Source organism: Bacillus sp. AG4(2022) (genome assembly GCF_031844465.1).
Classification (GTDB): domain Bacteria; phylum Bacillota; class Bacilli; order Bacillales; family Cytobacillaceae; genus Bacillus_AB; species Bacillus_AB infantis.
Window position 1 is genome coordinate 118,011 of record NZ_JAUZVH010000008.1, and the last position, 24,026, is coordinate 142,036.

Annotated in this window: 23 protein-coding genes; 9 read left to right on the forward strand and 14 right to left on the reverse strand. The window is 47.9% G+C overall.

Translation table 11 applies throughout. The features are described from left to right. Positions 1 to 115: 115 nt before the first annotated feature. Positions 116 to 841: a MurR/RpiR family transcriptional regulator gene (locus tag Q9R36_RS20490; RefSeq protein WP_009791838.1), complete on the forward strand. Its 726-nt coding sequence runs from the start codon at positions 116 to 118 to the stop codon at positions 839 to 841. A gap of 61 nt (positions 842 to 902) precedes the next feature. Here Q9R36_RS20490 and Q9R36_RS20495 read toward each other — a convergent pair whose 3' ends face one another. Beyond that, the gene (locus tag Q9R36_RS20495; protein WP_253616447.1) at positions 903 to 1,667 is read right to left on the reverse strand and encodes a GNAT family N-acetyltransferase; all 765 of its coding nucleotides are present in this window, start codon (positions 1,665 to 1,667) and stop codon (positions 903 to 905) included. A gap of 248 nt (positions 1,668 to 1,915) precedes the next feature. On the opposite strand from Q9R36_RS20495, the gene Q9R36_RS20500 reads away from it, so the two are divergent. Then, positions 1,916 to 2,326: a potassium channel family protein gene (locus Q9R36_RS20500; RefSeq protein ID WP_253616446.1), complete on the forward strand. Its 411-nt coding sequence runs from the start codon at positions 1,916 to 1,918 to the stop codon at positions 2,324 to 2,326. Between the two features lie 71 nt (positions 2,327 to 2,397). Here Q9R36_RS20500 and nhaC read toward each other — a convergent pair whose 3' ends face one another. Further along, positions 2,398 to 3,819 (reverse strand): Na+/H+ antiporter NhaC, encoded by a 1,422-nt coding sequence (nhaC, locus tag Q9R36_RS20505; protein WP_253616445.1) that lies wholly within the window; start codon positions 3,817 to 3,819, stop codon positions 2,398 to 2,400. 556 nt (positions 3,820 to 4,375) lie between these two features. Between nhaC and Q9R36_RS20510 the strand changes: the two genes are divergently transcribed. Then, positions 4,376 to 4,681, forward strand: a complete 306-nt coding sequence (locus tag Q9R36_RS20510) for a DUF2500 domain-containing protein (protein ID WP_311225850.1) — start codon at positions 4,376 to 4,378, stop codon at positions 4,679 to 4,681. Positions 4,682 to 4,734: 53 nt separating this feature from the next. Here Q9R36_RS20510 and Q9R36_RS20515 read toward each other — a convergent pair whose 3' ends face one another. Both Q9R36_RS20515 and Q9R36_RS20520 read right to left on the reverse strand, forming a co-directional pair. Further along, the gene (locus Q9R36_RS20515; RefSeq protein WP_257989887.1) at positions 4,735 to 4,911 is read right to left on the reverse strand and encodes a hypothetical protein; all 177 of its coding nucleotides are present in this window, start codon (positions 4,909 to 4,911) and stop codon (positions 4,735 to 4,737) included. A 138-nt stretch (positions 4,912 to 5,049) separates the two neighbouring features. Next, entirely contained in the window at positions 5,050 to 5,748 is a 699-nt protein-coding gene (locus tag Q9R36_RS20520) for a DUF2294 domain-containing protein (RefSeq protein WP_257989886.1), read from the reverse strand. A gap of 310 nt (positions 5,749 to 6,058) precedes the next feature. Between Q9R36_RS20520 and Q9R36_RS20525 the strand changes: the two genes are divergently transcribed. Both Q9R36_RS20525 and Q9R36_RS20530 read left to right on the forward strand, forming a co-directional pair. Next, positions 6,059 to 6,757, forward strand: coding sequence for a DUF2294 domain-containing protein (locus Q9R36_RS20525; protein WP_257989885.1), 699 nt, complete (start codon positions 6,059 to 6,061; stop codon positions 6,755 to 6,757). Between the two features lie 127 nt (positions 6,758 to 6,884). After that, positions 6,885 to 7,307: an anti-sigma regulatory factor gene (locus Q9R36_RS20530; RefSeq protein ID WP_311225794.1), complete on the forward strand. Its 423-nt coding sequence runs from the start codon at positions 6,885 to 6,887 to the stop codon at positions 7,305 to 7,307. Between the two features lie 103 nt (positions 7,308 to 7,410). Here the strand turns inward: Q9R36_RS20530 and Q9R36_RS20535 are convergent, their stop codons facing one another. From Q9R36_RS20535 to Q9R36_RS20555, 5 genes are all read right to left on the reverse strand, one after another. After that, positions 7,411 to 8,556 (reverse strand): glycerate kinase, encoded by a 1,146-nt coding sequence (locus Q9R36_RS20535; RefSeq protein WP_257989883.1) that lies wholly within the window; start codon positions 8,554 to 8,556, stop codon positions 7,411 to 7,413. Positions 8,557 to 8,581: 25 nt separating this feature from the next. Further along, positions 8,582 to 9,856, reverse strand: a complete 1,275-nt coding sequence (locus tag Q9R36_RS20540; protein WP_311225795.1) for a GntP family permease — start codon at positions 9,854 to 9,856, stop codon at positions 8,582 to 8,584. 119 nt (positions 9,857 to 9,975) lie between these two features. Next, the gene (locus Q9R36_RS20545; protein ID WP_253616440.1) at positions 9,976 to 11,097 is read right to left on the reverse strand and encodes a sugar diacid recognition domain-containing protein; all 1,122 of its coding nucleotides are present in this window, start codon (positions 11,095 to 11,097) and stop codon (positions 9,976 to 9,978) included. Between the two features lie 77 nt (positions 11,098 to 11,174). Beyond that, positions 11,175 to 12,632, reverse strand: a complete 1,458-nt coding sequence (locus Q9R36_RS20550; RefSeq protein WP_311225796.1) for a carboxylesterase/lipase family protein — start codon at positions 12,630 to 12,632, stop codon at positions 11,175 to 11,177. Positions 12,633 to 12,704: 72 nt separating this feature from the next. Next, the gene (locus Q9R36_RS20555; protein WP_311225797.1) at positions 12,705 to 14,162 is read right to left on the reverse strand and encodes a protein adenylyltransferase SelO; all 1,458 of its coding nucleotides are present in this window, start codon (positions 14,160 to 14,162) and stop codon (positions 12,705 to 12,707) included. 278 nt (positions 14,163 to 14,440) lie between these two features. Between Q9R36_RS20555 and Q9R36_RS20560 the strand changes: the two genes are divergently transcribed. Continuing rightward, positions 14,441 to 15,337, forward strand: coding sequence for a 3-hydroxyacyl-CoA dehydrogenase (locus tag Q9R36_RS20560; RefSeq protein ID WP_311225798.1), 897 nt, complete (start codon positions 14,441 to 14,443; stop codon positions 15,335 to 15,337). Positions 15,338 to 15,736: 399 nt separating this feature from the next. Here the strand turns inward: Q9R36_RS20560 and Q9R36_RS20565 are convergent, their stop codons facing one another. The 5 genes from Q9R36_RS20565 to Q9R36_RS20585 all read right to left on the reverse strand — a co-directional run bounded on the left by Q9R36_RS20565 (position 15,737) and on the right by Q9R36_RS20585 (position 21,372). Then, a complete protein-coding gene (locus tag Q9R36_RS20565) occupies positions 15,737 to 16,444 on the reverse strand; it encodes a M48 family metallopeptidase (RefSeq protein ID WP_253616437.1) in 708 nt (235 codons plus the stop codon). Between the two features lie 7 nt (positions 16,445 to 16,451). Next, the gene (locus tag Q9R36_RS20570) at positions 16,452 to 16,967 is read right to left on the reverse strand and encodes a YehS family protein (RefSeq protein WP_094768816.1); all 516 of its coding nucleotides are present in this window, start codon (positions 16,965 to 16,967) and stop codon (positions 16,452 to 16,454) included. Between the two features lie 67 nt (positions 16,968 to 17,034). After that, the gene (gene abc-f, locus Q9R36_RS20575; RefSeq protein WP_253616436.1) at positions 17,035 to 18,936 is read right to left on the reverse strand and encodes a ribosomal protection-like ABC-F family protein; all 1,902 of its coding nucleotides are present in this window, start codon (positions 18,934 to 18,936) and stop codon (positions 17,035 to 17,037) included. Between the two features lie 477 nt (positions 18,937 to 19,413). Then, positions 19,414 to 20,424 (reverse strand): C45 family autoproteolytic acyltransferase/hydrolase, encoded by a 1,011-nt coding sequence (locus Q9R36_RS20580; RefSeq protein WP_248138959.1) that lies wholly within the window; start codon positions 20,422 to 20,424, stop codon positions 19,414 to 19,416. A 51-nt stretch (positions 20,425 to 20,475) separates the two neighbouring features. Next, positions 20,476 to 21,372 carry an aminoglycoside phosphotransferase family protein gene (locus tag Q9R36_RS20585; protein WP_094768813.1) on the reverse strand — a complete coding sequence of 299 codons (897 nt, stop codon included), beginning with the start codon at positions 21,370 to 21,372 and terminating at the stop codon, positions 20,476 to 20,478. A 277-nt stretch (positions 21,373 to 21,649) separates the two neighbouring features. On the opposite strand from Q9R36_RS20585, the gene Q9R36_RS20590 reads away from it, so the two are divergent. The 3 genes from Q9R36_RS20590 to Q9R36_RS20600 all read left to right on the forward strand — a co-directional run bounded on the left by Q9R36_RS20590 (position 21,650) and on the right by Q9R36_RS20600 (position 23,874). Next, a complete protein-coding gene (locus tag Q9R36_RS20590) occupies positions 21,650 to 22,441 on the forward strand; it encodes a transporter substrate-binding domain-containing protein (protein ID WP_094768812.1) in 792 nt (263 codons plus the stop codon). 63 nt (positions 22,442 to 22,504) lie between these two features. Then, positions 22,505 to 23,149, forward strand: coding sequence for an amino acid ABC transporter permease (locus tag Q9R36_RS20595; RefSeq protein WP_009791872.1), 645 nt, complete (start codon positions 22,505 to 22,507; stop codon positions 23,147 to 23,149). Continuing rightward, positions 23,146 to 23,874, forward strand: a complete 729-nt coding sequence (locus Q9R36_RS20600) for an amino acid ABC transporter ATP-binding protein (protein WP_094768811.1) — start codon at positions 23,146 to 23,148, stop codon at positions 23,872 to 23,874. Before Q9R36_RS20595 ends, Q9R36_RS20600 begins: the two co-directional genes overlap by 4 nt. Positions 23,875 to 24,026: the final 152 nt, after the last annotated feature.

Consider the following 24,026-nt stretch of genomic DNA (forward strand, 5'->3'; position numbering starts at 1 on the left):
GTTTTTACCGAAAATGAGAATTGTTTCATAACTGAAACACTATGTTTCAGAGAGCATGCTTGTGATAAAATAGAAAAACGATTGATGATATCCTTTAGATAGGAGCGGAACAGCCTTGTTTACAAATGAAATGATTGCCAGCTTTAATCCGCTGGAGATTTCTCTATATAATTATATTTCCCAAAACCGCGAGAAAGTGGTCTATATGCGGATCCGGGAGCTGGCAGATGAAACACATGTGTCGACAAGTACGATTCTCCGCTTTTGCCGCAAACTGAATTGCGAAGGTTTTTCGGAGTTTAAGGTAAAGCTGAAAATGGAGCTGAAAGAACAGCAGGGAGCAAACATCAAAAGCTCACGGGAGTCGGCAGCCGAATTTCTGGAAAGGGCGCTTAAAGGGGATCTTGAGGAGAGCATTGCAAAAGCTTCCAGGCTTGTGGCAGAGGCAGACAGTGTCATTTTTATCGGGATCGGAAGCTCAGGCATCCTGGCGGAATATGGGGCAAGATATTTTTCAAGCTTAGGCGCTTTCTCGCTGTATATAAAAGATCCTCATTTTCCGATCCATTCAAAGTGGCAGAAAAACAGCGTTGTCATTGCCCTCTCCGTTTCAGGGGAAACGCCTTTTACAGTTGCCCACCTGAATAGGCTGAAGCAGGAAGGAAGCAGAGTCATCAGCATTACGAATAACCGCGCTTCCACGATTGCAAAGATATCTGACTTAAATATCTCTTATTATGTAAGCGAAGAGTTTATGGGAGAGTCGAATATCACCACTCAGGTTCCGGTTGTGTATATTCTTGAATCGATGGGCAGGGAGATACATCGGCTTGGCCATTAATGTAAAAAGATCTGGAATTAAATTTAAGACCCTGCCTCACCATATCGCTGAAAATCCAAATCTAGCCTAAGCCACCCAGCGCCTTTAATCGCTTCACCGCCGAATGCACAGTCAGCCTATGATAAGAAATCAGTATCTTTTTAAAAACTGCCCCATAAATGCCATACGGTGTCGGCGAAAGGCGCAGCAGTTCTTCCCTGCTTGTCAGCTCAATGATATTCGCTCTCAGCCCCAGTTTTTCTGCAGCGGCTGTGAGGTTGTCTGCCGCAATTCCCACAAACGGACACTGCGGCATTCGCAGAATCGTCAGTTCCTCGAATGGTTCCAGCCGCTTCTTCCAGTCACCGGGAAAATAGGGGTCAGGATCATCCCCAAATTTATAAACCATGAGCTCGAACCCATAGGGAGCCCTTCCTTTTTCCACAAATCCATGCTTGATGAAAATGTCGGCGCTTGGCGTCCAGGAGGTATCCGGATTAGTGATTACGATGACACCTGCTTTCTGCTGCTTTCTGGCATCCTCCAAGCAACGCTCAATCAATTGCGAGGCATAGCCTTTCCCTGTCACATGCACCCAAAGGCAATGGATGACAAGATAATTTTCCCCATAGATAGCCCTTGAGGAAAATTCGATCGGCGTATATTCAATGAATCCGGCCTGTCTGCCGTTCTCCAGGACTTTCAAATACTTCAGGCCCTCTGTAAATCTCTCGGTCAGCCATAGATTTTTATTTTGGTAGCCTGAGGAACCCGGCTTGCTGCGCAGGCAGTAGCAGCCTTCCCCAAGGCATTCTCCATTTAGTTCTTTCAGTACTGCAGCAGGCATATTTCTCCCCTTCCTTTTTCTCTAGTTTGCAAGGATGCGTATAAGATAAGGATGATGAGAGCCCAATTTTATCCGTCATCTTTCTTCTTTTTTCATCCGTTTCGCTTCCATGCATATTATTTCTTCACACCGGCCGGATTTCCTCCTTTTACCAGATAGGAACGTTTGCTGGCAGTTCTAACGTTTACCCGCCGACCATTAAGGTCAAATACATAATATAGGCTGGATACAAGGAGGTTCACTTTGTTTTGAGTTCTGTTTTAACAGGGGCTGCCCTCGTTTTTATCGGGGCAAATCTGTATTATTTTTTTGCCAATAAGTCCTATAAGAAGAGCCGCTTCAGCTCTGTCTTATTTTTGAAGTTGTTTTTTGTGATGCTCGGCCTCACGCTTGGCTTTTCCGTCATTTTTTACGCCCTTTCATTCGATGATGTGGTGCTGCGGATTGGGACACTGGACGGGAAACCGGCAGATCAGTCGTTTTGGAATCTGCTCTATTTCAGCGGAGTCACCATTCTATCCGTCGGCTACGGCGACTTGATCCCGGTAGGCCCACTGCGTTTTTTCGCCCTGCTGGAAGCTGCCACAGGTGTCCTGCTGCCGACTGCGTATTTTATGAAAGCGATGGGATCGTCAGGAAATGAAGAAGAGCAGGATTAGGGAAAGGCCTTCCCATTCTGCGTCATAAAGAAAGGCTGCCGGACAAAATTCTCCGGCAGCCTCTTTTTATCTTATGATGCTTCCACAGTTTTCATGGAAGTTTTCTTTTTTGGACGTTCTTTTTCAGTCATGGTCAGCCCGGTGAATCCGTAGAACAGGGATACAAGCGGGGTGATCAGGGCAAGGAAACAGAATGGCAGATATGCCCCTGTTGCAACTCCGAGCGCGCCTGCTGTGTAAATGCCGCTTCCGGTCCATGGGACAAGGGAAGAGCTTTGTGTCCCTGTATCCTCCAATATTCTCGACAGATTTTCAGGCTTGAGGTTAAGCCGTTCAAAAATAGGCCTCATCAGTGTGCCGCCCATGACGGTCGAGAAGTATACCGATCCGCCGATGGCAAGTGTTGCATAGCTGACAAGGATGGTCACAAGGGTCAAAATGCCTGTGCTTTGGATCTTATCGGCAAAAGAAGCAATGAGCGCTTCCAGGACGCCGGATTCGGCAAGCATCCCTCCAAGGCCCAAGGCGAACAGGAACAGCGCGATGAGCGCAAGCATGCTGACAAGTCCGCCGCGCTGAAGCAGGCTGTCGGCCATTTCAATGCCGGATTCTACTCCATAGCCGTTATAAAAAATGCTGATTGTGTCTGAAAAACTAAAGCCCTGATAAACGATGGCAATGATGCCGCCAACGGCTGCGCCGATAAAAATGGCCGGAATGGCCGGTTTTTTCAGCATAAGCATCCCGATCAGGACAATGACAGGAATCATCGGCACAAGACCCAGATTAAATGCTTCAGCAAGATAGGATGTCAGTTCATTTACACTCGCCGCATCCACACTGGCTCCGCTGTATTTAAAGCCGATAAACATGAAGATAATCGCCGTAATCAGATAAGCGGGCACAGTCGTCCAGAGCATATGCTTGATATGGCTGAACAAATCACCGCCTGAGACAGTCGGAGCCAGATTCGTCGTATCAGATAATGGCGACATTTTATCCCCAAAGTACGCTCCGCTGATAATGGCGCCGGCTGTCACACCGACAGGTATGCCTAATGTTGTCCCTACACCCATCATGGCAATCCCTGCTGTTCCAATGGTTCCCCAGGAAGTCCCTGTTGCCACAGACACCAATGAACAGAACAAAAGGGTCGTGACCAGGAAGAATTGGGGCGATATTGCTTTAATTCCATAATAAATCAGGGTAGGCACGGTTCCGGATGCAATCCATGCACCGATTAAAATGCCGACGGTTAAAAGAATCAGCGAAGGCTGAAGCGCCTTGCTCATCGATGACAGCATCGATTTCTCCACTTGCTTATAAGAGTATCCCAGCCCCATCATGAAAGGGATCAATACAAGCATACTAATAAACATCAGAATTTGAATCGGTGCATCAAAAGCAAGAATGCCGACCGAGATGACGGCAATTGCCGCACATAACATTGATAACGCATAAATAAAAGACGGTTTTCTAATATCGGTTTCCAACCAACCACTCCTTACGGTGAATTTGATCTTACAACTGTCCTGGATTGTTTTTTGACAAGAATGAAATAAGATCTTTTGTTTTTGCAGTACGAGGTTTAAATAGGATAAAACAGAGGGCCCAAAAAAGGGCAGCAGCGTGCAGAGCTTGATGTGACAAGCTTTACTTGGAAGGCTTATGCAGAGGTTCCTTCACGCTGACCTTGTAAAAAGGTATATAAAAATAATACTATAGTGGAATTTTTCTGTAAATTCCGATATAAGCGCATATTTCATCATGAAACATGGTGAGCTTACCTGAAAGCTTCTTAACTCTGTAATTCTTAATAATGCACTCGTATGGTCCGGGAGGCTTCCTGAAGGGCAAGCCGGACTGTCTTCACACACAAAGACCACTTGAAACCTTTTCCTGCGCTGTAACGTATGCTTTATAAAGGACACTGCGAAAGGAGCACTGACATGTCAGAACCATTTTTCATGGGGGACTTTATCTTTCAGGCTGACCCCCGTTTTTATCGGCATCATATTTATCATCGTTATCGGCGGCCTAATATTCAATATTTTCAAAGGGGTCGGCCAGTGGCAGAAAAATGAGCAGTCCCCCACGCTGAGTGTGAGGGCGGCCGTTAAATCAAAGCGGACAGATGTATCCAGGAGATCACATGCCCATCATGATAACCATCATCATGTTTCCTCAAGCACCCGCTATTATGTGACGTTTGAATTTGACAGCGGCGACCGCTCGGAATTCCATGTATCCGGGAAAGAATATGGTTTGCTTGCAGAAGGAGACTTGGGGATGCTGACGTTTCAGGGAACGCGGTATTTGGGGTTTGAGAGGAACAGAGGGCTAGGTCATTCTTAAGGAGAGGCGGGGATTTGCCTCTCCTTCATTTCTTGCCGGGACATTCGATTAATTTACATCCTCTCCATCCTATTAATAGCAGACAAGAGAACCCTGATATCATTCTGGAGTTCTTTTTTAAAAAATTCATCTTCGCATTGTTCATAATCCTGTTTCAGGCGAAAAAGCTCTTCCATAAAGAGATCTAATTCTTCCTCCATTATGCCGGTCTTTGGCTGTTTCTGTGCCATTGATACCCTCCTGTTTTTAATAGGCCGCAAAAACCTATTGCAAGATCTGCTGATGTGCAAAAGAAAAAGCCGAAAAGAACAGGACCTCCTGTTCTCTTCGGCTTATGTCCGGCACAATTTGTCCGGTTCATTACTGCCTTATGCATCATTGGGTTTGAGTATAAATGAAATAACACTGTTATCCAGTTCAAAATTCCAATCAACAAAAACGTCCTGTATCCCTGCTTCCAGGATAGCAGAAAAATGAATATCATTGCTGAGCAATTCACCTTCCAGCTGCCTTTTGGCAACCCGGAGCGTTTCAACAAATCCAAGGGCTATCAGCTGCTTTTCGATCGGCACTAATATTCCCTCGCGGATGACAACCAATGTCCGGGCTCCGAGCATATATGATTCAACCCGGTCCGGCGCTTTCTCCGCCTGCCTGCTTATGCTGATGATTTCTTCGTGGACTTTTTTCTTCCCCTTATAGTCAGATTCTAAATCTTTGCTCTCAGCCACAATGGACGGGCCGACGCCGACAAAGACCCCTGTCTGCCTATCAAGATTCCAATCATAATACATATGCTGAATGTCTATATCGGTGATCGCTTTGATCTGTCCCCGCATTTCAGGGTCAAGCGATTTCATCAGATATTCTCTTGTTGTCAATACCGTCAAATCCTGGCCCTGGTCAAGAAGCACCTGCTCTGTGGCTGATATAAAGCCGCTTATATAAATAAGGACATATGGCTTTGATACCGTCGCGTAAATAGCTTCCGGGCCTTTTCCAAATTTCTCCCGCAGCAGTTTGCCAAAGTTATTTGCCAGTTTTGTCTGCTGCGCCTTAATTTCCATGTTTCCGTCTACCCTTGCACATAGAAAGAAGCATCATATCCTCTCTCCTTTTTCCATTTTAGCATTTGCCTGCCATAAGGGAAACTCCTAAAAGGCAAATCTCCACAACATAATTTTCCCCTTTTTCTCACAAAAAAAACATATTTTATGAATAATCTGTAAAAATTTAGAGGAATATTTTAATTTTGGAAGAATAAATAAGGTAGAATCATTTTTTACGGTATAATTGCATTATCTCAAGACTAAACGATCCCCGTCCCCGCAGCTGAATGGATTCGGGATATGATGCCTGAATCAAAGGATGGCGAGTATGGACATTAAGAAAAAAGAAAAGGAATTGGGATCTTTTATCGGACGGGTTTTGCGCGGCGCTTTCGGCAAGGGGCCGGGGGCAGTGTTTGCCACCATTTCTCCCCCTTATATTACTGTATATATGAAAGACTTTATGTCACCGATAGAAGATAGATTATTAGATACAGAGCAAAGCAAGTATGTCGAGAAAATCAGGGATATGCTGATGCCTGCACTTATAGAGGAGATTAAGGTATATATCCAAATGGATATAGGCGTGACCATTGATGAATTCTATTATGACTGGAACCTGGAAAGCCATTCAGGTATGTTCGTCGGCATTTCAACAGAGGCCGCTCCGGAATACAGCCCATACCAGAGCCAGGAAGCTGTACATAAGGAAGTCATCCAAGTCAGCCTGGAAGCCGAAAAGGCCCCGGGTGAAGTACACTCTTCCCTTCTGAATCCAAGGACTCTGGTGATTGTCCGTAATCAAATACTGGTAGCTGTTGAAAAAGAATTGATCCGGCAGGGCTATCCGGAAGTCCTTACTCTGGCCAAGCGGGATCTTGAAAAAAGATTGTTAATGGAGCACAGACCACAGTTCGAGAGCTATTTGGATGCAGAGCTGGAAAATGTGTTTGCTTCATGGGATTTTGAACAGGATAAAAGCGTATGCTTATTCATCTTAAAGCCCAATAATAACAGGCAGCAATGACCCAGGCGACAGAACTGGACATGAGCCAAAAGAAGGAAGCTTCCTTCTTTTGGCTCTTTTTTTTAACATTAGACACGTGACCATACAAATGCCAGAGCGTGAAATGGCAGTAAGGGGTTTGCCAGACATGGAGAAATCTGCAGTGGTTCAAATTATAAAGGAGAATGACATCATCCTGGCCAGGAAAAGGGGCAGAGAGCTTGCCCAATCCCTGCACTTCAATCCAATTGACCAGGCAAGAATTCTGACCGCCATTTCTGAGCTTGCCAGGAACATCTACCGGTATGCCGGCAGGGGGCAGATTCAATTTGACAGTATTTCCGCAGGCGATCAGATTGGGCTGCGGCTTACTGCCACTGATTGCGGCCCAGGAATCGCTGACATTCCAAAGGCACTGAAGCAGGGCTATTCCAGCAGCAGTGGGCTTGGGGCATGTCTGCCTGCTGTCAAAAGGATGATGGATGAGTTCTGTATAGATTCCAGCAATGAAACGGGCACCAAAATTACCGTGATTAAATGGAAAACGAGAGTCTGTGAAGGAATGTGCTAAGAGGCCGCTACGGATGGATTGAGGAAAAAACGTAAGGATTTCTTTAGAAACACAATAAAAAGCGCCTGTATTTATAAAATCATGGCGCTTTTTTATATGAAAGCTATTGCTTGCCTTGCCGTCCCATCTTCCAGACCGCCGCAACATTGGCTGCTGCCTGTTCTGCATATACTGCTGCGTTCCGAAATGCGTCCTCCAGGGAGACTGCTCCCGGGACGATGCTGAAGACTGCGTCAATCCCATGCTCTTGTACAATATCACAGTCCCTGGAAATGCTGCCGGCCAGCCCGATCACCGGAACTCCCGATTTTTTGGCGGATTTGGCAACACCGATCGGGGTTTTTCCAAAAATCGTCTGTCCATCGATCCTGCCTTCACCTGTGATGACAAGATCAGCATCTGCCACGATCTGCTCCAGCCCGGCAGCTGCAATGACAATATCGACTCCCCGCTTCAGTTCAGCCGGAAGGAAAGCCAGCAGTCCGCCGCCAAGGCCGCCAGCCGCTCCGGATCCAGGCACATCCTTGATTCTTTTCCCAAGATCCTGTTCAATAACGCTCGCATAATGTGCCAGGTTATGATCCAGCAGTCCCACCATTTGAGAATCGGCTCCTTTTTGCGGACCGAAAATGGCGGAAGCCCCTTTTTCCCCTGTCAGCGGGTTGTCGACATCACATGCGACCTCAATCTTTACACCTGCAAGCCTCTCATCGAGCTGTGAAAGATCAATCGATGAGAGGCTTGAGAGCGCTCCCCCGCCCCCGCCGATTTCCCGCCCTTCTGCATCGACCAAACGGGCGCCAAGTGCCTGTGCCATCCCGGCCCCTCCGTCATTCGTCGCGCTGCCGCCGATGCCGATGATGATATGGCTGACTTCGAGATCAAGTGCAGCCTTGATTAATTCGCCGGTCCCTTTTGTAGTTGTCACTAGCGGGTTTCTTTTTCCTGGCGGCACAAGATGGATGCCGGATGCTGCCGCCATCTCAATGACAGCGGTTTTCTTATCTCCCAAAAGGCCGAAGAAGGCTTCAACAGGCTCCCCCAGCGGGCCTGTCACCATTGCCGGGATGATGCTGCCGGCAGTTGCATCGACCAGCGACTGGACCGTACCTTCCCCTCCATCAGCCATCGGCACTTTCACATATTCAGCATCAGGAATGATCCGCTTGAAGCCTTTTTCGATACAGTCAGCGGCCTCCATGGCCGACAAGCTCTCTTTATAGGAATCTGGTGCAATCACAATCTTCATTTCTATCACTCCTGTTTATTGAATTCTATCCGAACACCTGAAATACACCGTAAATGAGAGTAGATACAACCGCCATCGTTAGGCCGACCAGTGATTCATACGGCATGACCTTCAAACGTTCTTTAATTTCCATATTGACGCTTCCGCCTGTTGCGTGGAAAAAGCTTCCGTGCGGCAGATGATCAAGGACTGTAGCCCCCGCATGGACCATGGCTGCGCCCGCTAAAGCACTGACACCCATTTCCAGGATCGTTGAACTGAATACCTGGCTTGCTACAGCCGTACCTGCGGTTGTCGAAGCGGTGGCAGCCGACATGAAGATCCCGGATGCAGGTGCAAGCACATACCCTGGCAGACCGACGGCCTCAAGTCCATTTATAAGAACATCCTTCAGCCCTGAATTGGCGATGATTCCCGCCAATGTGCCTGTTCCAAGCAGCATGATGGCGACGCCTGTCATTTTTCCGAGTCCTGAGACGGCAAAATCATTGATCTTCCTTGCTTTGCCCATCACAATCGCTCCCGCAATCCCTCCAAGCGGCAGGGCAATCATCGGATCGATGCTGATATCAAATAATGGCCTCAATGCCAGTAAAATGATCGTAACGACAGGTCCGATCAGCGCGGCCCAAAACGGCGGAAGCGCGCCTCCCTTGTGCGGGGCAACTTCGCTTGCAGAAATGGCAGTCCCTTTATTCACAAGCTTTCTCGCGATGAAATAGGTCATCCCCAGGCCGAATACGGCTGGAATGATCCCGGCTGCCATAATGCTGGTCAGCGGGATATTGAATGCATCTGATGCTGCAATGGCATTCGGGTTCGGCGACATAATATTGCCGGCCTTGCCTCCGCCGATCATGGCGAGCAATATCGCCGTTTTGCTGATAGCTGCTCTTTGCGCAATGGCCAGGGCGATCGGTGCAACCGTGATGACTGCCACATCGACAAACACGCCTACCGCTGTAAGAATCATCGTGGCCGCCGCCAATGCAAGCAGAGCCCTCGTTTCACCGAGCTTTTTCACAATCGTTTCTGCAATGACGGATGCAGCGCCCGATTCGATCAGCACACCGGCCAGGACGCCGGCAGCCAAAATCCTTAAAACAGCCGGGATGATGCCTTTAGCACCCTCCATCATTAAAGTGACGGTATCGGTGATATTTACCCCGCCGATGAGGCCGCCGATTAAGGCGCCGGCAACCATGCCATAGGCCGGGGAAACTTTTTTCAGAATTAATATGATGGCAACGGCTAAAGCGGCAATTGCCCCTAAAGCGCTTACTTGAATGGTAGCTTCCAAGATGATTCCTCCCTCAAAAGATGTTACCTCTATTGTAAGCGTTTGCGTAAAGGTTTACATTGTTCACATCGTAAAATAAAGGCCCGGTAATTCCGGACCTTTTTGTGCATTTGCATAATTTATATAAGCTGATTCTGCAAGAGAGATAAATAGAGTTCCAGCAGATCCTTTATGGAGCGCGGATCTTTTCCGGTCAGCTCCCTGATCCGCTCCAGGCGGTATCTCAAGGTGTTGCGGTGTATATAAAGGCGGCTTGCCGCAGAGCTGCTGTCCCCATTTTCTTCAATATACATCCTCAAAGTCTCCAGCAGCTCGCCTTTTTTGTCATGCTGATTTAAGTTTACGGCATGGTGCTGGAACGCTCCTGCTATTCCGAGCTCTGCTGCCCTGGCAACGAAGACTGGCAGCTTATAATCTTCATAGTAATAAAGTGCCTGGTGCGGGTCAATCTTCCTTCCCGCCTCCAGCGTATGTACAGCCTCCCGGTAAGAGCTGGAGATTCCCTCCAAACCGGGATGATACTGGCCGATGGCCGCCTGGCATGACAGCCCCTGGCTGCCTGCAAGCCCTGAAAGCCAATCCTCCACCTGGTTCATAGTTTGGCCGTGATCCCAGTTTTCTCCTTTTATGATCACCTTTTTGAGCAGGACGATAAACTCAGGGTTCATCACATACAAATCATCCTTTTCCAGCCTGCCGCGGATCCATTTATAGCTTTTGGTCTGCTCATCGGCTGCAATGACGATTGCCGTCCTCGGGATTTCCAAGTCAATTCCGAGGCGGTCCGCTCTTTCAAAATAGAGCGAGTCCAGATTTTCAATCCCGGACAGCAGCTGGCTTGTCAGCTCTTCTTTCAGTCTTTCATCCCACTGCATTTCATCCATCAAAACAGCCTGCTGAAGAATCATTTCGGCCGCCATTCTGACAAGCTCTCCGTAGCTTCTGATTTCTTCCGGCTCCCCCGTGATACCGATTACGCCGATGATACGATCCTGGAAGGTGATCGGAAGATTGATCCCTGCCCTGGCGCCGTTCAGCCGCCCGGCCTCTGCTTCAGTAATTTCAAACCCGCGGCCAGCCCCGATCACCTGGACCGCCCCTTCATGGACAGACTGGATCCTCCCCTTATCACCGGAACCGATGATCACACCTTTTTCATTCATTACATTAATATTCCGGCCGATGATCTGCATCGTCCGATCCACGATCTCCTGAGCCAAAGCTCCATCCAGAAACTTCATTTCGCACCTCCTAAAGGACGGAGGTGCCAGGTTTACTGTCCCCGCCTGTTGACGAAGCGGGACAACTAACCCGGCCATTATCCCCGTCCTGTGATCAGCTCACGCTTTTCTTTGTAAGGGTCAGCTTCAACCCGGCTTTCACTGTCAAAAATATAAGTATAGCGGTCCAGCGGCTGGTATGCCGGCCAATTCATTTCATCTCCTGCATTCGGATTGCCCGCTTTGGCAAATGAGATCCAGGCTGTCTGCATGCGCCGGGAAAGTCTTTGTATGGTTTCATCCACTTTGACGCCAAGCCGGCTAAAGTAGAAAAGATTTGAAAAAACAAACGCAATCTCAAGTCCATGTGCTGCCTTGCCGACATGCGGATGACCGGGAATATGCCAATCAAACCGGTACATCCAGACAGAAGCATGCTTTGCCTGCCCGGAAGCATATTCAATCGCAGGCTTCCAGAAAACAAAATCGGTCATGAACTGGGATTCCCCTTCAATTGTTGCCGGGTAGTGCTCTTTTACCTTTTCCGCCGCTTCCGGACCAATCAGCTTGGCCATCGCTTCATCTCTTGCCGGACCAGGCATCGGGGCTGAACCCGGCCTGAAGAAAAATGCCCCTTCATCATGATTGGTCCCGATCATGATAGGGATCCCTTCTGCTGCTCCTCCGGTAATTGCCTGCAGCGGAGGAACCGGCAGTGTCTCAGCATCAACTGTCGGCTGGAAGATCATACCCGGTCCCTGACCCGCGGTGACCCGTTCGGCAGCCTTCAAAATATCCTCCGCTGGCACTTCCTTTAATTTATCCATGTTCCCCTCATCAATGCCAAGCTGCTGCAGCACCGCTTTAGCTATCATGGAAGCCTGCTCCGGCGGGATGATCTGCGATGCCCCGCTTTCCAGGATGGCCTTCTGAAACAGTCCCTTTGCAGCAGGCATGGCCAATAAAGAGGCGATGCTCATTGCCCCTGCCGACTCCCCGAACACCGTCACCTGTTCAGGATCGCCGCCGAACGCTTCAATGTTTTCCCGGACCCATTTTAATGCCGCAATCTGGTCAAGCAATCCAAGGTTCGCACTATAACTGCTGTCCAGTCCGGCAAGGTGCAGGAAGCCGAAGGCGCCGAGCCTGTAATTGATCGTTACAACAATGACCCCGCCGTTTTCCGCCATACTTGCTCCATCATAGAGCGGACTGCTCCCCGCACCTGCCCTGAAGGCGCCGCCGTGAATCCATACCATAACCGGCAGCCCTTCCCTTGGACCAGCCGGTGCCCATATATTCAAATACAGGCAGTCCTCTGACATGTTTTCAGCCGGCGCGCCAAGCATGGCTGCTATATCTTTATTTTGCGTGCAAACAGGGCCAAATTCATTTGCCTCAAAAGTTCCTTCCCACGCTTCAGGCGGCTCTGGAGGCTGAAAGCGCAGATCGCCGACCGGTTTCTTGGCAAAAGGAATGCCTTTCCACACTGTGGCAGTATGTCCCTCCGTCCCCCTTACTGGTCCCTGCTTTGTTTTTACAATGGCTGAATCCATTTTCACACTCTCCCTTTGGATTTTTTTTCAAAAAAAGAGCCATGCCCCATGATCGGGGCACGCTCCTGCTGATCAGGTTCCGCAATAAGTTACATAGCCATTGCCTTCATCATCGGGACCGGTGCAATATTCCTCTTCAGCCTCCGAATGGGCATATGGCTTTGCCAGCACATTCAGGAGCCTGCCCATCACACTGTAGTCTCCTTCAGCAGCCGCCTCAAGGGCCTCTTCCACTCTATGGTTCCTTGGGATCACTGCCGGGTTGCTGTTTTGCATCAGCGTTTTGCTGTCTTCAGATGTCTTATCCTGTTTTTCCAGACGGGACTTCCATTTATCATGCCACTCGGAAAACCCCGGCTTGCCCTCTAAGGCTGTTTCCCTGCCGATCGTTAAGGCCCTGAATGTGTTCGTATAATCAGCCTGGTGCTCCTTCATTAGGGAAAGGAGTTCATCGACGAGCGCTTTGTCTTCTTTTTCAATAGAGAAGATCCCGAGTTTGGCTCCCATACCTTCCAGCCAGTTGCCCTGGTAAATGTCCATAAAACCGGAAATTTCCTTCTGGGCAATCTCAACAGCCTGGTCCTGATCATCATGCAGCAGGACCAGGAGGCTCTCCGCCAATCGGGCAAGATTCCAGCCGGCCATGTACGGCTGATTTCCGTAGGCATAGCGTCCCTGCACATCAATGGAGCTGAAGACTGTTTCAGGATTGTAGGTATCCATAAAAGCACATGGGCCGTAGTCGATCGTCTCGCCGCTGATCGTCATATTATCGGTATTCATAACCCCATGGATGAACCCGGCCAGCTGCCATTTGGCGATTAATGAAGCCTGCCGCCTGATGACCGCCTTCAGGAGTGCCAGATAAGGCTCTTCCCCTCCCTCTATTTCCGGGTAGTGGCGGCTGATGGCATAGTCCGCGAGAGCTTTTACATCTTCCTTTTCCCCGAATTGAGCCGCGAATTGGAAGGTCCCGACTCGGAGATGGCTGTCAGCTACCCTCGTTAAAATGGCCCCCGGCAGCATGGTCTCCCTCCGGATCATTTCACCTGTCGTTACAACGGCAAGGCTCCTGGTCGTCGGGATCCCGAGGCTGTGCATCGCTTCGCTTATGATATACTCGCGCAGCATCGGGCCGAGTGCCGCCCGGCCGTCTCCGCCGCGGGAATAAGGGGTCCGCCCCGAGCCCTTCAGCTGGATATCAAACCGTTCGCCTTCCGGGGTGATCTGCTCGCCGATCAAGAGCGCTCGGCCGTCCCCAAGCATATTGAAATGTCCAAACTGATGCCCTGCATATGCCTGTGCAAGCGGCGCTGCTCCTTCAGGCATTTCGTTCCCGGCCAGCACGCTAATGCTTTCACCCTTCTGAAGCTGCTCAGCATCCAGTCCGAGTGAAGCGGCCAAAGGGCCATTCAGAATTGCCAGCTCCGGCGCCTCCACAGGATTCGGATCCTGGCTTGTAAAAAACATTTTCGGCAGGCGTGCATAGCTGTTCTCCAGCTTCCATCCTGTTCTATTGCTGTTTGTCATTTTATCCCCTTTACGTTTTTGACATAAAAATCCTGTTTGCAGTCGATAATTTTATTATACCCTTTCCTTTTTGAGTTGACGCGCGGAATGCACGGGAGGAACGGAGAGATGATTTTAATGGCTCAAAACTGTTAGGGACTTTTGTATATCATCATTTTTCAAATGGTCATATAGTCCTTATTACCCAAGCATTATACTTCTATAATTTCTCAGCTTAGGTTTATAATAAAAGTGGTAATAAAACTATGAATGATTCAAATAGAAAGGGTGTTTTTTCTATGAATTACAAGAATGTAACCGTTGCCGGAAGCGGAGTGCTTGGAAGCCAGATCGCATTCCAAACTGCATTTAAAGGGTTCAATGTATCTGTATATGACATTAACGACGAGGCACTTGACCGTGCAAAAGATAGAATCGGGAAGCTGAAGCCGCGCTATCAGGAGGACCTTGGGGCCAGTGAAGAAGAAGTAAATTCAGCCTATGAGCGCATCTCCTTCCACAGTGACCTGGCTGCAGCTGTTGCTGATGCCGACCTCGTAATCGAGGCTGTTCCAGAAGTGGTGCAGATCAAGATTGATTTTTATACAAAGCTCGGGTCTGTGGCACCTGAGAAAACCATCTTTGCCACTAATTCATCTACTCTATTGCCAAGCCAGTTTGCTGACGCGACAGGCCGTCCGGAACATTTCCTGGCACTGCACTTTGCGAATGAAATCTGGACAAACAATACAGCAGAAGTAATGGGGCATCCCGGCACAAGCAAGGAAGTATTCGATGATGTCATCGAGTTTGCGAAAGCAATCGGCATGGTAGCCCTTCCTGTGCACAAAGAACAGCCGGGCTATATCCTGAATTCACTGCTTGTTCCATTCCTGGAAGCAGGCCAGAAGCTGCTCTTGAACGGCGTTGCCGATCCGGAAACCATCGACAAAACCTGGATGATCGCAACCGGAGCGCCAAAAGGCCCATTCGCCATACTCGATATCGTCGGCATCACAACTGCCTACAATATCGCAAACGGCAAAGGCCAGGCCGGCATGGCAGAATCCGCCAAACTGGCTGAAATGCTGAAGAGAGATTATATCGACAAAGGCAAGCTTGGAAGAGAAACAGGTGAAGGATTTTATAAATACCCGAACCCGAGCTATATGGAAGACGACTTTTTAGACAGCTGATCATTTGAAAAAGCTGCCCGATGTGCTTATTGCGCTGGAGGGCAGCTTTTTTTGTGTGGGTTTGGGGTGAAGTATTTGGATGGATTCAGGTTTCGGACCGGGAAAATGTGCTTTGAGCAGATGATATTTGGTGAATTTAGCTTTACAAAGCGCCTGCCGGCAGGAATTTTACATTCTCACTCCCAAATAGAGGGTATGTTTGCGGGCTGGATAATGTTTATTAGCAACTTTTCCGATATATTAGCAACTTTTGGATTATATTAGCAACTTTTGCTTTTTATTAGCAACTTTCCAGATATATTAGCAACTTTCACTTTTTATTAGCAACTAGCCCAAAATCACCCTCCCCGCCAACTCAAAAAAACACCAGCCCCCAGGCTGGTGTCCCCCAAACTCCGCTCAAACCGTCATCTGCCAGCTTGAAAGAGCCAGCCATCTTTCCTGCTCTTTATAATCCGGCATCAGCTTCCCGACGAGGCGCCAAAAGGAGCGGTCATGATTCATATGCATCATATGGCACATTTCATGGATCACCACATATTCAATCACCTTCGGCGGAGCCATGGCCAGCTTCCAGTTGAACGTAAGCCGGCGGTTGGAGTCGCAGGTTCCCCATGTAGTAGGGCTGTCGGAGATGCGAATAGATTGCGGCTTCATTTTGAAATGCTGCTGATTGGTCTGAATGTTTTTTTCAACAAGCGCTTTGCACTGCTGATAGTAAAACCGCTTCAGAGCCTGCTGGATCTGTTCATCCCCCGGCTGCTTCACAAAAATGCGCAGCTTATCTCCGTCCACTGCAGCATAATCCTGCTCAACCCCGGCATCCATGGTCACTTCAATAGGATAAGATTTCCCCAGATAGAGGAACTTCTCATCCCGGTCATAGCTCCGTTCCTTTGGGCCCTCCAGCCGGTCCTTCATTTCCTGGGTATTCTCCAGGATCCAATCCCATCTCTCCTCCACCAGCTTCAGCACACTTTCATCCTTTGTGCCTTTAGGGACCCGGATTTCAATATGGCCAAGACCATCGATATAAATCCCGGCCGACTTCCTGTTTTTATGGACAATCTGAAAACTGATCGTCTCCCCTTGAAATGTGTGCAGCATGATCCTGTCATTCTCCTCTATATTTAACCGTTAATCCTTTTAAGAAATTACGGGCAAAATTGTCTCCGCATTCTTTATAGTTTTTATGGCCTTTTTTCCTGAGAAAAGCGCCAAGCTCGCCTTTAGTCACTGTGAGCCCTGCCAGCTTGAATACATCGAGCATATCTTCACTTGTCAGGGACAATGCTATTTTCAGCTTTTTCAGCAATAGATTATTAGGATGTTCATTGTCAGACAGCCTGACCTGCGGCGCTTCCGGCTCACCTGGCCTTGGCTGCTGCGGGCCGCGCTTAAAAACAATATATCCATTCAAAAACGTTTCCAGCATGTCATCTGTGCACGGAATATGCCTATCTGTTGCCACTGGAGCCGCATCATCCTCCAAATCAGGCGATTTCGTCAGAATCAGCAGCACTTCTTCCCGCGTAAATTCCATTCCGCCCAGCTTGAAAATCTCCACTACATCGTTATTCTTAATATCCATTGCATACCTGCACCGAATCAAAATATCATTATTATCCACGTTAACACACTCCTGTAATACCGGGACAGGCACACTGTCCCAATTTATTGATGAACCGGAGGAACTCTCATCCCAGCCAAAGCCCGATGGCTTCCTCCAGTTCTTTATTTAATTTCTCTTTCCTGCCATACAGCAGATTGAGCCTGTCATAATCACTTCCGGCCTCTGCCATGAAGGCATCAATTTCCTTTAATTCCTGCTCAAGCCGCTGTATTCTTGCTTCAGCCTTCTCAGCTGACGTGTCCTGTTTTGCATAAGAATGCTGATTCTTCTTTTTCTCCTCAGGCACTGGCATCACCTGGACGGCTTTTTGTTCCTTTATCATTTTATAGGAATCATAGTTGCCTGGGTAGTTTTTCAGCGAATAATCTTCTACTGCAACCACTCTTTCGCTGATTCTGTTGATAAAATAACGGTCATGTGAGATGAAGAAGATCGTTCCTTCAAAGTCTTCCAAGGCAGCTTCCAGTGTTTCGATCGATGGGATATCCAGATGGTTGGTCGGCTCATCCAGGATCAGCAGATTGATATCCTGGTATAATAGCATCGCCAGCTTCAGCCTGATTCTTTCGCCGCCTGACAGCTGCTTCACCTTCGTGAAGACACTTTTTTTATAAAACATGAACTTAGCCAAATACTCGCGGGCCTTTCCTTCCACAATGGAAATGTCCTCCCGGAAGGCCTCGAGTACGGTCAGCTCTTCATCATTGAATACGATTTTCTGCGGCAGATAGGCTGCCTGCACATTGGCGCCGAGCTCTACTGTGCCTCCATCTGGCAGCACCTCGCCGAGGAGCATTTTCAGGAAAGTGGTTTTGCCGCTGCCATTTGAGCCAAGCAGACCGACTCTTTCTCCATATTGGACCAAAAGGACGCTGTTTTTAAAAATAACCTTATCATTAAAGCTTTTGCACAGCCCGTCAGCTTTGATGACTTCTTTGCCTGAACGCTGGGCGGCTTTAATATCCAGCCTCATATTTCTCCGTTTGAAGACAGGCTTTTCAATGATATCCATTTTATCAAGCTTCTTCTGAATGCTCGCTGCCCGCCGGAAGAATTTATTGTTATCCGCTCTCATCGCCCATTCGCGCAGGTCGGACACCGTCTTTTCCATGCCGTTGATTTTTTTCTGCTGCTCACGAAAATGCTCATATTGAATCCGCATATTCTCTTCCTTCTGGCTGATAAAAGAAGAATAATTGCCTTTGTAAGTGATGGATTCCATATCCTCAATCTCGACTATCTTCGTCACGGTGCGGTCAAGGAAATACCGGTCATGCGAGACGATCAGGACAATGCCCCTGCAGCTTTTCAGATAACTTTCCAGCCACTCGATCGCTTCCATATCAAGATGATTCGTCGGTTCATCCAGCAGCAGGATGTCAGGATTATGGATCAGCAGCTTGCCGAGCACAACGGTCGTTTTTTCCCCGCCGCTCAAAAGATCAAAATTTGTGTTCAAAAAGCTTTCGCTGAACTTAAGTCCGGTGCACACCTTGCCCAGCTTCTCTTCCCGCTCGTAGCCGCCCTTCGCCTCAAGCTGCATAACCAGATCGCTGTATTGGTTCAAGGCTTTTTCAAGCTCCTTATCTGTGAGCACCTTCATCTGCTCCTCCAGTTCACGCATGCGTGCTTCAATTTCATCGATTTCTTCGAAAGCAAGATTCAGTACATCGTTCACAGTCAAGCCCGGCGGAAAAACCGGCGACTGTTCCAGATATGCCTTGCTCGCCCCTCTTGGAAAATGAATCAGGCCCTCATCATAGCCGGGACTGGATGTCTGCGGATAACCCGGATAATAATGCATCTTTTCAATCCCCGCGATCAGCTTCAGGATGGTGCTCTTTCCGCAGCCATTGGCCCCGACAATCCCAATCTTCTCCCCTTCAAAGGCTTCAATTGATACATTCCTCATGATCAGTGTGGCTTCCATATATTTTTTGATTCCGTTCAATTTTAATTCGAGCATCTTTTATTCCTTCTTTCATCCATATTGGCTGCTACACTTTTATGGACAAGGCAAAGAAGATCTTCCAACTATTGAATTTTCCCGCATATAAAAAGGCTGCAAGAAGATATCCCTTCCTGCAGCCTGGATGCTTCTATAATTTATCGCCAGTGAAGCCTGAAATGCGCCCATCACAAAATAAGCCCATTTCAGCCTCTGGAGCAGCCTAGAGCTGCCGGACTGATCCCGTAAATTATAAACCCGGTGAGTAAAGTAAGTTTCCTTCTAATTTGCCATCATTCCATAAAGAGCATAACAAATAGACCTAATCAGATTAGGCATTTTAACACTCAATACAAAATTCATATTAATTTTAAAATCAATTAATATTGGCAATTAGTTGGTTCCATAAACTTACTTCACCCCTTCATAATTTTCTGTATTATCTCATGTTATCCTTTAGTTGTAAATGAGCATGCGGACTAATAATAATCCGGCTCATATTTTCCCTTGCATTGCTGTTTGTTCAAGATCTTCCCCAGCAAGCCACTTTTTTAGATTAATCTGCAGCGGATCTTCTCCACGGCAGAGAGAAGTAACTATCTGAGAGTCCTGAAAAGAGTAGCCAAACGTGTGCAGTGTTCCAAAGAGATCTTCATAGTCTGTAAAAAACAGCGGTGACTCTGAGTCCCTGAACAGATCGAAGGTTTGCTGGAAAGAAAGCTGTTTACTTCCGACCAAATCGAGATAACCGGTTCGCTTGATCGACCCATCAATATGCTCACGATTCTTCCCTGCCATCTCTTTTGACCTGAAATGGTTGACGCAGGAATGAAACACTTCCGGCCCTTGTCTTATCAATACCTTATCGGGGCTTGCCTCCACTGCCCCCTGATTGCCAAAGCTGTCAGCTAGGGAGAAATTATAGCAGGCTGCATGGGGAATTTCCTTCAGAAGTTCAGCAGCCTCCCTCACAGTGGCGCAAGTATCCAGCACCATCCTCACACTTGTCCATGCCGATAGCCCTTCCTGATAGCCATCGTGACTGACAAAATGAAGCCCTGCCGCGAGCCCTTTTTCATTCACCCCATCATGCCGGCCGATGGCCTGAAGATTGTAGCCGGCTGACGCAAGAGCCGGCAGATTCTCTGATAGAGTGAAGATACCGTCATAGAACTCTGGGGAGAAATCATAATTGCGCACATAAAAGTCTTTCGTCATAACCGCTGTACAGCCCATGGCAGCCACCTTGGGCACATCATAACCGCTGAAAAGTGCTGCTGCCTTATGATAAGGAATCTCCAAGCCGTCAGCAATCCCTTTTAATTCATCCAGGAGATGAGGAGAATAAGCTTTAAGGATTCCCTCCATTTTCTCTATATTGATAGCAGCCTTTGTGATACTTTTAAACACATTCACTATAGGCTTCCCTGACAAGTGCCTGCCCAAGGCTGCACCGTTTTCATAAGGGCCCTTCCGCAGCTGCAAAATATCCGTTTTGAATTCCATATCGAGGTCTCCTTTTGATAGATTCATACCGCTTAAAGAGTTCAACGCTGTTTATAAAACCAATGACACTAAGGCTCCAAACTTTCCCAGTCCCGCTTTCCAGTCCGGCTTCTTTCCATTCCGTACATCATAAAGGAGCTCATGAAAAATAGGCTGAAGCCCGTAAAAGCTCTGAACCCTTTTAAAGAGGGCATCTGCTGATTCATTCGTCTGATACCAGGACAGGACCTCCCTGGTGAAGTTTTCTCCATAAGCCCAGTAAATGCCCGCAAAGTCGAATGCCGGGTCTCCAAGCTGGGCGTCGGTAAAATCAATGACCGCGCTGATACGGCCCTTCTTTTCGCTGTAAATGATATTGGAAGCTGTCAAATCACCGTGAATGATAGATTTTTTAATAGAATAGCCAGGGAATTCTTCAAGAAAATCCCTGAATATCCTATTAATCAGATCCTTTTCCCTGTCTTTTAGATAAGGGAGAATTTCCTCCCTGACAGATGAATGCAAGGCTTCCCAGTACTCCAATGTATGAAGGGTTTTCAGATTCATAGTGTCTGCCTCTGCAGGGTCTATGGAGTGCAGCTTAGTTAGAAAATCGCCCAGCAGCCTTGCATTTTCCTTGTTATTCTTGAAGGAGTCCATGCTGATATCGCCTAGCATCCTGCCTTCGAGATAATCATACCGGACACATCTTAACATTTGATTCTGGTACAAATATTCATAATCCGGCAACTGCAGGATGGGGTGTTTCTTTTTCAGCAGATGCAAGAGCTTTCCTTCCGCCTCTACTTTTGAGATCACATTTTCAGATTTCGGAAACCTGAAGACGAGACTTTCATTAATGATCACAATATCGTTATCCCAGCCCTTTTCATTTGCTTGAAACTTTTTTATTTTTAAGTCTGGATATTCATCCGAAATGAACTCAAGATATTCTTCTTTTCCCAGCATATAAACCCCAGCCTCCCTCTAGCTTACTGAAGGTATTCTCCCGTTTTTTTCCAAGTATAGCATAACAGACGCAGGTACAGGACCTTTTCCCCCTGCCTTTTCCCCACACATAAACTGCCTCACAAAGCCTTTCTCCCTGTCCAATAACAACGCAAAACCGGGACACATTACCCACCCAGCTCTCCTGCTGAAAGCCTTTTCCTTTGAAATTACCTGTAAACATTTGCTAACATTGTCAATGTAGCGAATTATCAGACAATAGATTGGGAGGGGTTAGATGAAAAAAATACAATTATTCAGCTTTATGATGCTAGTGATGCTGGTCCTGGCTGCATGCGGCACAGATGATGCAGACAGCAGCGGTGATGGAGGGAGCTCCGGTGACGACGGAAGCAAAACCTATACGGTTGGGACCGATACAACCTATCCTCCGTTTGAGTTTGAAGAAGGCGGCGAGTATAAAGGGATTGATATTGATATCATCAATGCCATTGCAGAGGAAGAAGGGTTTGAGATTGAATTAAAGCCTATGGATTTTGGCGGCATCATCCCGGCCATCCTGGCTGACCAGCTTGATGTAGCTATTGCTGGCATGAGCATTACAGATGACCGCAAAGAAAAAGTTGATTTTTCAGACCCGTATTTTGATGCCGGGCTGACCCTTGTTGTTTCAGAAGATAACAGCGACATTACCAGTATAGACGATTTAAAAGGGAAAGTGGTCGCCGTTAAGAATGGTACAACAGGTGCGGAGCATGCCGAGGAAATTAAAGAGGAAGCCGGCATAAAAGAAGTCCGCCAATTCAATGACAGCCCGTCCATGTTCCAGGAAGTGGCCAACGGGAACGCAGACGTGCTGATTGAAGACTATCCGGTTATCGCGTACGCCATTAAAACAAGCGGCCTTGATCTGAAAACCGTCGGGGACCGCCTGACCGGCGACCAATACGGTATCGCTGTAAAGAAAGGCGAGAACCAGGAGCTGCTTGAAAAAATCAACAGCGGCCTCCAGAAGATAAAGGATAACGGCACATATGATGAGATTTTAGGACGTTATCTGGAAGAGTAAGAATTTGCTCAGCGCGCTCCTCAAAAGCGCGCTGTCTTTTTCGAGAAAGAGAGGAGCAGCGATTTGGATATTTTCATAGAAGCCCTTCCTGTCTTATGGGCCGGGCTAAAACTGACTGCATATATTACCGTTCTCGGTCTGCTGTTTGGATTCATCATCGGGCTGATCACCGCACTTTTCCGCCTTTCCCCGATTCCGCCTTTAAGGTGGATCGCCATTTGGTTCATCAACTTAGTACGGGGAACACCTTTCCTCGTTCAATTATTTTTCATTTACTTTGGATTGAATTCACTTTCGTTTATTTCGCTTGAGCCTGTAACGGCAGGTATTGTCGGCGTTGCCATCAATGCAGGCGCCTATATAGCTGAAATCATCCGGGCCGGCATTCAGTCCATCGATAAAGGGCAGACAGAAGCTGCCCGCACACTGGGGCTGACAAGTACGCAGACCATGCGCTATATCATCCTGCCCCAGGCTTTAAGAAGGATGCTGCCGACATTTGTGAACCAGGCGATCATCAGCCTGAAAGACACCTCCCTCCTGTCGGTCATCGGAATCGCCGAACTGACTCAAAGAGGGCAAGTCGTCGTATCAGCGACCTATGAACCTTTTAAAATATGGGGCATGGTCGCGCTCATGTATTTCATCCTGATCTACCTGCTCACCAAGCTCGGCGACTTTATTGAAAGGAGATATCAGCTGCGATGAGCGTAATCCAAGTCAATAATCTGAAAAAATCATTCGGCGAACTCGAAGTATTGAAAGATATCAGTACAGAGGTAAAAGAGCAGGAAGTGGTCTGTGTTGTCGGCCCTTCCGGCTCTGGAAAGAGTACCTTTCTGAGATGCCTGAATAAACTTGAGGAAATTACGGGTGGCCATGTCATCGTGAATGGAAATGACATAACCGATCCTAAAATCAACATCAATAAAATCCGCCAGGAAGTCGGGATGGTGTTCCAGCACTTCAACCTTTTCCCTCATAAAACAGTGCTGCAGAATATTACCCTGGCCCCAATGAAAACGAAGGGCGTCGACAAAGAAACTGCAAAAAAGAAAGCCCTCGAACTTCTTAGAAAAGTAGGGCTTGAGGAAAAAGCGGACAGCTACCCCGGCGAATTATCCGGCGGGCAGAAACAGCGTGTCGCCATCGCCAGGGCACTTGCCATGGAGCCAAAGGTCATGCTGTTCGATGAGCCTACATCTGCCCTCGATCCTGAAATGATCGGGGAAGTGCTCGAGGTTATGAAAGATCTTGCCCGTGAAGGCATGACCATGGTCGTCGTCACTCACGAAATGGGATTTGCCCGCGAAGTCGGGGACCGTGTCATCTTCATGGACGGCGGATATATCGTCGAAGAAGATGTCCCAGGCGAATTATTCGGCAACCCCAAGCATGAACGGACTAAGGCTTTTCTTGGCAAAGTGCTTTAGGCCGGGTTTGTGGATACAACAGAAAGGAGCCCTGCTGCGGCGGCAGGGCTCCTTTTGATTTGGACTTTTGAAAAGGCGAGTTGCTAATATATTTGGGAAGTTGCTAATAAAACGGGAAACTTGCTAATATATGGATAAAGTTGCTAATAACA